Origin of the sequence: Kitasatospora sp. NPDC088548 (assembly GCF_044753005.1) — a bacterium.
Taxonomy (GTDB): domain Bacteria; phylum Actinomycetota; class Actinomycetes; order Streptomycetales; family Streptomycetaceae; genus Kitasatospora.
The window spans coordinates 213,851-224,103 of sequence record NZ_JBIVMI010000012.1; the positions used below are offsets into that span (position 1 = coordinate 213,851).

11 protein-coding genes and 1 pseudogene are annotated in these 10,253 nt (G+C 75.4%); 7 read left to right on the forward strand and 5 right to left on the reverse strand.

All coding sequences use genetic code 11. The annotated features are described in order from the left end of the window. Positions 1 to 141: 141 nt before the first annotated feature. Both ACIP82_RS18050 and ACIP82_RS18055 read right to left on the reverse strand, forming a co-directional pair. A complete protein-coding gene (locus ACIP82_RS18050; RefSeq protein ID WP_400654261.1) occupies positions 142 to 903 on the reverse strand; it encodes a YcnI family protein in 762 nt (253 codons plus the stop codon). A 178-nt stretch (positions 904 to 1,081) separates the two neighbouring features. Beyond that, the gene (locus tag ACIP82_RS18055; protein WP_400654263.1) at positions 1,082 to 1,921 is read right to left on the reverse strand and encodes a hypothetical protein; all 840 of its coding nucleotides are present in this window, start codon (positions 1,919 to 1,921) and stop codon (positions 1,082 to 1,084) included. Between the two features lie 228 nt (positions 1,922 to 2,149). Here ACIP82_RS18055 and ACIP82_RS18060 point away from each other — a divergent pair, with 228 nt between their 5' ends. Further along, the gene (locus ACIP82_RS18060) at positions 2,150 to 2,833 is read left to right on the forward strand and encodes an ATP-binding protein (RefSeq protein ID WP_400654265.1); all 684 of its coding nucleotides are present in this window, start codon (positions 2,150 to 2,152) and stop codon (positions 2,831 to 2,833) included. Positions 2,834 to 2,888: 55 nt separating this feature from the next. Here the strand turns inward: ACIP82_RS18060 and ACIP82_RS18065 are convergent, their stop codons facing one another. Continuing rightward, entirely contained in the window at positions 2,889 to 3,821 is a 933-nt protein-coding gene (locus ACIP82_RS18065; protein ID WP_400654267.1) for an LPXTG cell wall anchor domain-containing protein, read from the reverse strand. 114 nt (positions 3,822 to 3,935) lie between these two features. Between ACIP82_RS18065 and ACIP82_RS18070 the strand changes: the two genes are divergently transcribed. Together ACIP82_RS18070 and ACIP82_RS18075 are read left to right on the forward strand one after the other, a co-directional pair. After that, entirely contained in the window at positions 3,936 to 4,166 is a 231-nt protein-coding gene (locus ACIP82_RS18070) for a hypothetical protein (protein ID WP_363605282.1), read from the forward strand. A gap of 28 nt (positions 4,167 to 4,194) precedes the next feature. Beyond that, positions 4,195 to 5,610 (forward strand): amidase, encoded by a 1,416-nt coding sequence (locus ACIP82_RS18075; RefSeq protein WP_400654269.1) that lies wholly within the window; start codon positions 4,195 to 4,197, stop codon positions 5,608 to 5,610. Here the strand turns inward: ACIP82_RS18075 and ACIP82_RS18080 are convergent. Beyond that, the gene (locus tag ACIP82_RS18080; protein WP_363605284.1) at positions 5,595 to 6,260 is read right to left on the reverse strand and encodes a TetR/AcrR family transcriptional regulator; all 666 of its coding nucleotides are present in this window, start codon (positions 6,258 to 6,260) and stop codon (positions 5,595 to 5,597) included. The two genes, ACIP82_RS18075 and ACIP82_RS18080, sit on opposite strands and share 16 nt — an antisense overlap. A 185-nt stretch (positions 6,261 to 6,445) precedes the next feature. Here ACIP82_RS18080 and ACIP82_RS18085 point away from each other — a divergent pair, with 185 nt between their 5' ends. The 3 genes from ACIP82_RS18085 (at position 6,446) to ACIP82_RS18095 (ending at position 9,109) form a co-directional block, all read left to right on the forward strand. After that, the gene (locus ACIP82_RS18085) at positions 6,446 to 7,312 is read left to right on the forward strand and encodes an alpha/beta hydrolase (RefSeq protein ID WP_363605285.1); all 867 of its coding nucleotides are present in this window, start codon (positions 6,446 to 6,448) and stop codon (positions 7,310 to 7,312) included. Then, positions 7,309 to 7,941, forward strand: a complete 633-nt coding sequence (locus ACIP82_RS18090) for a TIGR03086 family metal-binding protein (RefSeq protein WP_400654272.1) — start codon at positions 7,309 to 7,311, stop codon at positions 7,939 to 7,941. The genes ACIP82_RS18085 and ACIP82_RS18090 overlap by 4 nt, the downstream gene beginning before the upstream one ends. A 346-nt stretch (positions 7,942 to 8,287) precedes the next feature. Continuing rightward, positions 8,288 to 9,109: an integrase gene (locus ACIP82_RS18095; RefSeq protein WP_363605288.1), complete on the forward strand. Its 822-nt coding sequence runs from the start codon at positions 8,288 to 8,290 to the stop codon at positions 9,107 to 9,109. A gap of 42 nt (positions 9,110 to 9,151) precedes the next feature. On the opposite strand, the pseudogene ACIP82_RS18100 reads toward ACIP82_RS18095, so the two are convergent. Beyond that, positions 9,152 to 9,811: pseudogene (locus tag ACIP82_RS18100) on the reverse strand (pirin family protein); the annotation flags it as partial. 31 nt (positions 9,812 to 9,842) lie between these two features. Between ACIP82_RS18100 and ACIP82_RS18105 the strand changes: the two are divergent. Next, positions 9,843 to 10,133 carry a recombinase family protein gene (locus ACIP82_RS18105; protein WP_400654274.1) on the forward strand — a complete coding sequence of 97 codons (291 nt, stop codon included), beginning with the start codon at positions 9,843 to 9,845 and terminating at the stop codon, positions 10,131 to 10,133. The last annotated feature ends 120 nt before the right edge of the window (positions 10,134 to 10,253 follow it).

The following is a 10,253-nucleotide window of genomic DNA, read 5'->3' on the forward strand; positions in this document are numbered from 1 at the left end:
AGGGGGGGGGGGGGGGGGGGGGGGGGGCGGGGGCCCGGGGGGGGGGGGGGGGGGGGGGGGGGGTGGGGGGCCCGGGGGGGGCGGGGGGGCCCGGGGGGGGCCCCCCCGGGGGGGGGGGCCCCGCCCCCGCCGGTGCGAGGGTCAGGAGGCGGCGCTGCCGTCCTTGCGGCGCAGGCCGAGGATGCCGAACGCGGCGCCGATCACGCCGACCACGATGCCGACCACGCCGAGCACCCGGGCGGTGGAGTCGCTGCTCTTGGCGGTGGAGCCGGAGGCCTCCGAGGAGGTGCTGCCGCCGTTCATGCCGTGGCTGTCGGCCGCGGCCGGGGCGGCGGTGACGCCGTGGTCGTCACCGCCGGTGGCCTTGGTCAGCTTGAGCACGGGGGCGGGCTTGGCGGGCTCGGGCTGGCCGTCCTTCGCCTCGTCGATCCAGCGGACGATGTCGCCGTTGTCGTAGCTCTGGAGGGCCTTGAAGGTCAGCGTGTCGGTGTCGGTCGGCAGCGGGCCGAGCGAGACGCGGAACTCCTGGAACTGGCCGGGGGCGATCTTGATGCCCGCGTCGGCGGTCCAGGTGATCTTGGAGATGGCCTCGTTGACGTCGCTGCCGTGCACCTTGATCGGCTTGTCGAGCTTGGACTTCTCGACGGTCGTGGTCCACCCCGGCAGCGGGAGGGTCCGGACGGAGGCCAGCGGGTGGTCCAGCGGGAGGTTGATCTCCAGCTTCACGGTGCCGGCGGTGTCGCTCTCGTTCGGCACCCGGAAGTCGACGGCCGTGTAACCGCCCTGCTCGGCGCTGCCCGGGTTGACGGTGACGTGGGCGAAGGCGGGGCCGGCCAGCACCACGACGGAGGTCGCGGCGGCGAGGGCGACGGCGGCGATACGGCGGGTGGGAAGGGAACGCATGATGGGGGGCTCCGTTCGGAGGCTCGGCGGGCAGGCCCGCTCCCGGGCACGGACGAACCGTGTCTCGGCGGGGCCGCGCGGCGGGGGGACGTGGGGGGCCGCAGGCCCGGGTGGGGCGGTTACGGCTCGGCTGATGCGTAGCCCGGAGCCCGGTACGGACGGGGGTACCGAGGTCGGGTCAGTACGCGAGCGCGCCGAGCGGAGGGCCGCGCCGCACCACGCTGTGCCGCAGCGCGGCACCGGCCGGCGGCGGGTTCTCCCCGCCCCGTGCGCCGTACCGGCGGGCCGGGCCGCCTGAGGTGCCGATCAGCCCGCGCAGCAGCGCCGCGACCAGCGCGAACGCCGTCCGCAGCGGCGTCGCCCAGTGCTCCCGGGCGGCCTCGGCGGTGATCCGGAGCAGCCGCCAGAGCGCCGCCTCGCCGCGCCGCAGCCACCAGCCGGCCACCAGGGCGGCGGCCAGGTGGGCGGCGAGCATCGACGAGGTCATGCCGAACACGCCGCCCTGCCACCAGGGCACGACGGCGTACGCCTGCGGGTCCAGGCCCGCGCTGGAGACCAGCTGTTCGACGGAGGGGTTGCCGGGCAGGCCGGTCAGTGTGCCGGGGCGGGCCTCGTTGCAGATCAGCCGGCCGGCCACCTGCGGCAGGGTCAGCGGCCCGGAGCCGCCGTGCTGCATCCCCGCCATGGCACCGGCCGCCGTGCCGGCGTGGCCGCCGAAGGCGTGGAAGAGGCCGTGCAGGCCGAGCTGGCCCGCACCGAGCGCACCGGCGATGGCGGTGAGCGAACGCTCCCGCCCGCCGAGGGCCACGGCGAGCACCAGGACCACCGCGAAGCCCGTCGCGAGCGCGGGCAGGGCGACGTTCCCGCCGCCGGCCAGCGCGTGCCCGCCTGCCGCTATCAAGGTGCAGACCAGCGCGAACGGCACCGCCCGGGCAAGCCGCAGATCCCAGGCGGCGGCCCCCACCGGCGCATCCGGTGCGGGGGCGCCCGGGAGCGGGGCGGCGGCGAGGGCAGTCATGGCCGGGCCATCATCTCATCGCCTGCCTCGCCCCCGTGGGCAGGGTGGGAAATCCCTACGAATGCCCCGTTCGGTCCCGCGTGCACGCCCCCGCGTGCGCCGCTCGGCACAGACCACGGCGGCAGTCCATCCGCCGAACGGGCGGTAGCGGACCTTCGGCACGGTTCACCACCGGAACGCCCGGAGATACCTAGTTGTATGTGGAGCCGCAGCCAGGAGGGACTTCCCGTGGACATCTGGTGGACTCTGCACCTCAAACGCGACCCGGCCAGCGTGCCGCTGGCGCGGCGGATACTGCTGGGCGCCATGGCGGCGGCGGGCGTCGATCCGCAGATCGCCCAGGACCTCGGGGTCGCGCTCAGCGAGGCCTGCGCCAACGCCGTCGAGCACGGGGCCGGCGGCCGACCGGGCGAGGGCTTCCAGGTGACCGCCTCGATCGGCGGCGACCGCCTGCGGATCGAGGTGACCGACTCCGGCCCCGGCCTGCCCGCCTCGGCCCTGCCGCCGTCCCTGCCGGCCTTGCCGCCCCTGCCGTCCGCAGTGCTGTCCGCGCCGCCGTCGCGCCGGCCGACCGCTCCGCCGTCCCGCCCGGCCGCGCACCGGCACAGCCGTCGGGGCCGCGCCGCCGTCCCGGCCCGCGTCCTCACCGGCCACCGCGTCCGCCACGCCGACCGCCCCTACGACACCCATGTCCTGCCGTCCTGCGGACCGGCCGACGCGGTGCCCGGCCTCCGCCCGGTCGACCTCGACACCCTCCCCGACCTCACCGCCGAGTCCGGCCGCGGCCTCTTCCTCATCCACGCCCTCACCGACCACGTCCAGCTCCGCAACCACCCCCTCCGCGGCGCGATCGTGAGCTTCGACAAGATTCTCCGGTGGCCGGACGACACCCTGCTCCGGTCGGTGTCGTAGCGCGGCTCCGTCCCGGCCGGTCCGCCGCGGGCGGCGCCGGGGTCAGGCGCCGGGGTCAGACCTCGGTGCGGGGGCGGCGGCGGGCGAGGAACAGCAGGGCGGCGCCGAGGGCGAGGGCGGCGGCGCCGGTGAGGGCGATCGGGCGGGTGCCGGTGCCGGCGCCGGTGTCGGCGAGGTGGGCGGCCGGGGGCGTGGTGGCCGGGCCGGTGGACGCCGGGGTGGTGGCCCCGGTGGCGGGGGCGCGGTCGGCGACCGTGAGGGTGCCGGTGGCGGAGCCGGTCAGCTGGGGGCAGGTGTACTTGCGGGCCGGGGCGGAGCCGGACGGCAGGGGCTCGGTGAGCGCGGCGAAGGCGAAGCGGTACTGACCGAGCGGGGCCTTCGGGCCGGCGGCGATCCGCAGCTGGAGGGTGAGCTTCTCGCCCCGGGCGAGCTGGAACGTGCCGGTGTCCAGCGGCTTGCCGGTGAGCCGGACGGGCTTCCAGTCGGAGCCGGGTGCGCGCAGCCGGAGGTCGAAGGAGTCGGCCGGCACCGTGCCGGCGTCGCCCTGGGCGGTGAGCGTCAGGGCGGTGGCGAGCTGTCCGATCGTCGCCGTGCTGCTGTTCTCGAACACCGCGGTGATCTCCTGGGCCTCCCCGCCCGGGACGAGGACACCGGCCGGTCCGGTGACGGTGGCCGGCATCGGGGACTGCGTCACGCCTTCCGGGCAGCCCGGGATGGTGGAGGGTGAGCCGGGCGACTGCGTGGCCGTGGCCGTGGTCGTGGCAGTGGCAGTGGCAGTGGCAGTGGCAGTGGCAGTGGCGGACGGACCGGCGGTCGCGGTCGCCGACGGGCTCGCGGTGGCCGACGGACCGGCGGTGGCCGTGGCGGTGGCGGTGGGGTTCGGCGAGGCGTCGGCGGCCAGGGCGGCCGCCGTGCCGGTGGCCGTCGCGCCGACGGTGAGCACGAGCAGCGTGGACGCGGCCAGCAGGCGGGAGGTGCGCACGGTCATCGCTCCAACGGTGGGTTCGGTGGACGGTCTTCGGGTCGGAAGACCACCGAGAGGCGCGAACGGTTGTCCGCACCCCCGGTTGCCGGTGCCGCACGGCCGCCGGACGATGGGGGAATGATGCACCAGATGCGAGCCGAGTACGGCGCCGACGGCCCGGCCGCCGGGGTGCGGCTCTGGCACATGGTCCGGGCGTCCGAGAGCGTGGCGATGTGCGGCCGGGAGCTCGATCCGGACGCGCCCGTGCGGGAGCCGGCGGACTGGGGGAAGACCCCCGAGCTCTGCTGCCACACCTGCGGCGCGTACTTCCTGCGCGAGACGCCGTATCTGGCCACCGAGCACCCGTGACGCACCGGCCGGGTCTACCGTGACCGGTATGGACGTGATCGGCAGGCAGACGCCCCTGGTCCGGCCCCGGTCACTGGTCCGGGAGGCCGCCGGGCTGCGGGCCGGCGACCCGGACCTGGCGGTCCACGTTGACCGGCTCTGCGCCCGGATCGAGCGGGTGGACCCGCTGGTCCGGGCGTTCCTGCCGGAGTCCGGGCGGCTCCACCGGCTGCGCGCCGAGGCCCGCGCGCTCGCCGCCCGCCACCCCGACCCGGCGACCGCGCCGCCGCTGTACGGCGTGGCGGTCGGCGTCAAGGACATCGTCCATGTGAACGGCCTGCCCACGCACGCCGGTTCGGCGCTGCCGCCGGGCGTGCTGGCCGGGCCGCAGGCCGCGGTGGTGGACCGGCTGCGGGCGGCCGGGGCGCTGGTCGCGGGCAAGACGGTCACCGCCGAGTTCGCGGCCAGCGCCCCCGGTCCGACCCGCAACCCGCACGACCTGGGGCGCACCCCGGGCGGGTCCAGCAGCGGTTCGGCGGCGGCGGTCGCGGCCGGGCTGGTGCCGCTGGCGATCGGCACCCAGACCGTCGGCTCGGTGATCCGGCCCGCCGCCTACTGCGGGGTGGTGGGTTTCCGGCCGACGTACGGGCGGATCCCGATGGACGGGGTGATCCCGAACGCGCCGAGCTTCGACACCCTCGGCCTCTTCACCGCCGACCTGGCGGGCGCCCTGCTGGCCGCGCCGCTGCTCTGCGACGGCTGGCGGGCCGACGGCTGGCCGGTCGGCGACTGCCAGGCCGACGGCAACGGGCTTGCCGACGAAGGCCGGTGGACGGTCGAGGGGGCCGCGCCGCCGGTGCTGGGGGTGCCCGTCGGACCGTACCTGGAGGCGGCCCGGCCGGAGGCGCTGAAGGCCTTCGCGGAGCAGCTGGAGCTGCTGGCCGCCACAGGTCTGACGGTGCGCCAGGTCGATCTGCTGCCGGACATCGCGGAGTTGACCCGGCAGTTGCAGACGGTCAACCGCTTCGAGCTGGCCCGTAGCCATGCCGACTGGTTCACCCGATTCGGCGGCCTCTACCGGCCGGAGACGGTGGCGGGCATCCGGCACGGCCAGAGCGTCGCGCGGGAGGACCACGAGGCGGCGCTGCGCGCCCGTGAGCACTTCCGCGACCGGATCGCCGAGGAGACCGGGCGGGCCGGGGTGGACCTCTGGCTGGCGCCCTCCGCCACCGGGCCGGCGCCGCTCGGGCTGGACAGCACCGGCGACGCCGTGATGTCGCTGCCCTGGAGCTACGCCGGGCTGCCCGCGCTCAGCCTGCCCGCCGGGCCGGCGGCCGGCGGTCTGCCGCTCGGCCTCCAGGTGGTCGGCGCGGCCGGCGCCGACGAGCGGCTGCTGGCCCAGGCGGCCGTGCTGGAACGGGCGTTGGGCCGGGTCCGGGGGGTCTCGGGTCAGGGCGTCCGGTAGGCGTCGCCCTGAGCGAGCACGGGTGTCGCCGGGTCGGTGGCGTCCGCCCGGAGCAGGCGCAGGGCGGCCAGGGCGGCCCGGTCGTACGGCGTCGCCTCGTCGAACAGCACGGCCTGTGAGTTGGCCGTCTCCAGGACGGCGACGAGACAGAACGCCAGCCCCTCCAGGTCGGCGTCGGCCCGCAGTTCGCCGGTCGCGCGGGCCTCCGCCAGGGTACTGAGTACCAGGGCGTGCCACTCCCGCGCGCAGGCGGCGAGGGCGTCGCGCACCGGGCCGGGGCGGGCGTCGTATTCGGCGGTCACCTCGAAGAAGAAGCAGCCGCCGGGGAAGACCCTGGCCCGCGAGTACGCCAGCCAGCCCTCGCAGAGCCGGCGGGCCCGGTCGAGCCCGGGAGGGAGGTCCGCCACGGGCGTGATCACGGCGTCCGAGAAGATCCGCCGGGCGGCCCGGACGGTGGCCAGTTGCAGCTCCTCCTTGGAGCCGAAGCCGGCGAACACCCCGCTCTTGCTCAGTCCGAGGTCGGTGGCGAGCCGGCCGATCGACAGCGCGTCCAGACCCTCGACGGAGGCGATCTCGACCGCGCGGCGCAATACCGTCCGGCGGGTCTCCTCGCCGCGCAGGACCCGTCCGTCCGTGGTCGAACCGGCCACCGTCCACCTCGGTCTCTCGTCGTGTTCCGTGCCGCCAGGGTAGCGGGGCGCCCGTGCCGCCCGGTCCGGAAGAGCGGAGGAAGGGCCGGGGGCGGCCCTAAAAATGTACGAACGGTCGTGCTAATATCATCGCGAGTTCGGCCCCCGCACCCAGGCACGCCCGTCAGACCCGACAGGGAGACCCCATGGACCCGGCCGTCGCACTGATCCGCACCACGCTCAACACCACCTCGCTGCTCGCTCCCCGGCTGGCCGGGCGCGGCGCGTTCGAGCTGTTCCGGCACCCGGTCCGGCGCGGCCGGCTGCGCGAACGCGAACGCGACGTCCACCGGCAGGCCGCCACCGAGCGGCTCACCGTCAACGGCAAGCGCGTGGTCGTCTACCGCTGGGGCGACGGCACCCGGCCCGTCCTGCTGATGCACGGCTGGCAGTCCCGGGCCTCCCGCTTCGCGGCCTACGTCCCGCGGCTGCGGGCGCTCGGCCTGAGCCCGGTCGGCTTCGACGCCCCCGGGCACGGCGAATCCGGCGGCCGCGCCACCACGGTGCTGGAGTACCGCGAGATCGCCGGGCGGCTCCAGGAGCGGTACGGCGACTTCGAGGCCGTCGTCGCGCACTCGCTCGGCGTCGCCGCCGCCTTTCTCTCGCTGCGCGAGGGCCTGCGGGCCGGGCGGCTGGTCGCGCTCTCCGGGGTCAGCGAGTTCTCCGGCCTGCCCACCGCCTTCTGCGCCGGCCTCGGGCTGAACGCCCGGATCGCACGGGATCTGCGGCGCCGGGTCGGCGGGGAGATGTTCGCGGGCGTCGACGACGTCTGGGAGTACTTCGACGCCGCCCGCCGGCCCGAGGAGATCGGGCTGCCGATCCTGGTGGTGCACGACGAGGGCGACGACGTGGTCGGCCTGGACCACGCCCACCGGCTGAAGGCCGCCTACGGCGACCGGCTCGAACTGCTGGTCACCCGGGGGCTGGGCCACCGCAGGATCGTCGCCGAACCCGCCGTCGTCGACAACGCCGTCGGCTTCCTGGCGGCGCGCCAGGAGGTGGCATCCGCATGAAGGTGCTCGAACTGCACGCCCGTTCCCTGGAGTTGGCCGCCGAGGTGGTCGACGCCGTCCGGCCGGACCGGTTGGCGCTGCCGACGCCCTGCGCGGGCTGGACACTGGGCCGGCTGCTGGCGCACGCGGTCGGCCAGCACCGGGGCTTCGCCGCGGCGGCGCGCGGTGCCGGCCCGGACCTCGCGCTCTGGGCGGACGCGGAGCTCGGGGGCGACCCGGCGGGCGCGTTCCGGCGCTCGGCGGACGAGCTGGTGGCCGCGTTCGCCGGGGCGGCCTCGGCCGGACGGGAGTTGTGGCTGCCCGAGATCCGGGCCGGCGGCACCTTCCCGCTGCGGCAGGCGGCCGGCTTCCAGTTGCTCGACACGCTGGTGCACGGCTGGGACGTCGCGGCCGCCCTGGGGGCGCCGTCGGGTCTGGTGGCGGCGGTGGAGGCCGACCGTCCGCTGGCCGCCGCCCTGGTGGCGGTGGCGGAGCTGGTCCCGGCCGAGCCGCAGGACCGGGGGCCGGGGCGGGCGTTCCGCGAGCGGCGCGAACCGGGCGGGTCCGCCGGGTCCGTCGGGTCCGCCGGGCCGTTCGACCGAGCGCTCGCGCTGCTCGGACGGGACCCGGGCTGGACGCCCGCGGCCTGAGCGCCTGCGCGGGTGTTTTCAGCGGCCGTCGCGCCGCTCGTCGGGAAAGCGCGGCCCGCCGATCAGGAACAGCAGCGCGGCGGTCGGAAAGCCGGTCGAGGCGGCCAGCAACACGATGAACTGCCAGACCATCCCGTGCTCCTCGTCAGTCCCGGGCCGCCGGAACCCCCGAAGGAGATCCCAAACCTGACAGGCCCTGATCGGCCGAATTGTCCACTCGATATCCGACGGTATGGCCGAATCACCCCGGCTGCCACCGGACGCCGGGCGGCCAGTGCCCCGTCGTCGGCGCCACACCGGTGCAGCGGTCCGGGCACGGGCGGCGGACGGCGGCCACACTGTCGGGATGCAGGTACAGCTCGCAGGGGAAGCACAGCGGCCGGACCGGGAGAACGAGGACTTCGCGGCGGTCTCGCCGGAGGCGTTCGTCCTGCTCGACGGTTCGAGCACGCCGCCCGGCCTGGAATCCGGCTGCCGCCACGGCACCGCCTGGTACGTCCGCCGGCTGGGGGTGCATCTGCTGGCCCGGCTCACCGACCGCGCGGACCGCTCGATCGCCGAGTGCCTGGCCGACGCCATCGTGGAGACGGCCGCGCTGCACGGCGGCCGCTGCGACCTCGCCCACCCCAACACGCCCGCGGCCATGGTGGTCGCGGCCCGGCGGCACGGCGCCTCGCTGGAGTACCTGGTGCTCGGGGACTCCCTGCTGGTGCTGGAGCCCAAGGACGGCCCGCCGAAGGTGATCGGCGACAACCAGCGCTTCCCGGACGGCGAGGAGCTGCGCCGGCAGGTCTGGTCCGCCGTTCCCGGCTCGGTCGAGCGCGCCGCGCTGCACCTGGAGTACGCGCTGGCCGTCCGGGCCGTGCGGAACACCGGCGACGGTCCGTGGATCGCGGCGGCCGGCCCGAAGGCCGCCCAGCACGCCGAGACCGGCTTCGTCGGCCTGGACCGACTGCACGCGGTGGCCGCGCTGACCGACGGAGCCGCGCGCTACACCGAGCGCTTCGGCCTCGGCGGGTGGGCGGACGTGCTGCGGCTGCTCGCCGAGTCGGGCCCGGCCGAGCTGATCGCCCGGGTGCGGGCGGTCGAACGGTCCGACGCCGCCTGCGAGCGCTGGCCGCGCGGCAAGACGCACGACGACGCCTCGGCCCTGTACGCCGTGCTCTGAGGCCTCAGGGCTTGGGCGTACAGGGCCGGGGGAGGTGCCGGGTCAGTCGACCGGGTGGCCGAACGAGCCGGACTGGAAGTCCCGCATGGCCTGCTCCAGTTCGCGGTGGCTGTTCATCACGAACGGTCCGTACCAGGCGACCGGCTCCCGGATCGGCTGCCCGCCCAGGACGATCACGTCCAGGTTGGGGTGCCGGGAGTCCTGCTTGGTGTCGGCGGAGATGGTCAGGGTGTCGCCCTCGCCGAACACCGCGGCCTGCCCGGTGTGGACCGGCCGGCCCTCGGCGCCGACCGTGCCGTCGCCGTTCAGCACGTACACCAGCGCGTTGAAGTCGGGCCGCCACGGGAGGGTGACCTGCGCGCCCGGGGTGATGCTGGCGTGCAGCAGGGTGATCGGGGTGTGGGTGGCGCCCGGACCCTGGTGGCCGTCCAGCTCACCGGCGATCAGCCGGAGGATCGCGCCGCCGTCCGGGGTGGAGAGCAGCTTGACGTGCCCGCCGTGGATGTCCTGGTAGCGCGGTGCGGTCATCTTGTCGGACGCCGGGAGGTTGACCCAGAGCTGGATGCCGTGGAACAGGCCGCCGGTCAGCACCAGCGACTCCGGCGGGGTCTCGATGTGCAGGATGCCGGAGCCGGCCGTCATCCACTGGGTGTCGCCGCCGCCGAGGTGGCCGCCGCCGCCGTGCGAGTCCTTGTGGATGAAGGGCTTCGAGGAGGCCCGGAAGCGTAACTCCGTGTCCATCAGCTACTTCGAGGACCTCGGGATCTCCGCCTTCACCGGTGTGGAGCGACCGGACTTCGAGAAGCTGTTGAAGGCGTGCCGAGAAGGCCGGATCAACCTGCTGATCGTCTACTACATCAGTCGGCTGTCCCGCCTCGACCCGCTCGACGCGATCCCGATCGTCGTGGAGTTGCTGAACCTCGGCGTGACCATCGTCAGCGTCACCGAGGGTGAGTTCCGCAAAGGCAACATGGTGGATTTGATCCACATCTTCATGCGGCTCGACCAGTCCCACAACGAGTGAACCGCTGCGGGTTTGACCGAGACTCGTTCTCTTGGAAGGATCGAGTCCGTTATGAGGAAGCCATACCCCAGTGAGGTCCGGGAGCGGGCGGTGCGCCTGGTGCTGGAGACCCGCGATCAG

Bases quoted from the DNA above. Each gene is read 5' to 3' on its own strand.
- ACIP82_RS18050 (WP_400654261.1), bottom strand. From the start codon at position 903: ATGCGTTCCCTTCCCACCCGCCGTATCGCCGCCGTCGCCCTCGCCGCC.
- ACIP82_RS18055 (WP_400654263.1), bottom strand. From the start codon at position 1,921: ATGACTGCCCTCGCCGCCGCCCCGCTCCCGGGCGCCCCCGCACCGGAT.
- ACIP82_RS18065 (WP_400654267.1), bottom strand. From the start codon at position 3,821: ATGACCGTGCGCACCTCCCGCCTGCTGGCCGCGTCCACGCTGCTCGTG.
- ACIP82_RS18070 (WP_363605282.1), top strand. From the start codon at position 3,936: ATGATGCACCAGATGCGAGCCGAGTACGGCGCCGACGGCCCGGCCGCC.
- ACIP82_RS18075 (WP_400654269.1), top strand. From the start codon at position 4,195: ATGGACGTGATCGGCAGGCAGACGCCCCTGGTCCGGCCCCGGTCACTG.
- ACIP82_RS18085 (WP_363605285.1), top strand. From the start codon at position 6,446: ATGGACCCGGCCGTCGCACTGATCCGCACCACGCTCAACACCACCTCG.
- ACIP82_RS18090 (WP_400654272.1), top strand. From the start codon at position 7,309: ATGAAGGTGCTCGAACTGCACGCCCGTTCCCTGGAGTTGGCCGCCGAG.
- ACIP82_RS18095 (WP_363605288.1), top strand. From the start codon at position 8,288: ATGCAGGTACAGCTCGCAGGGGAAGCACAGCGGCCGGACCGGGAGAAC.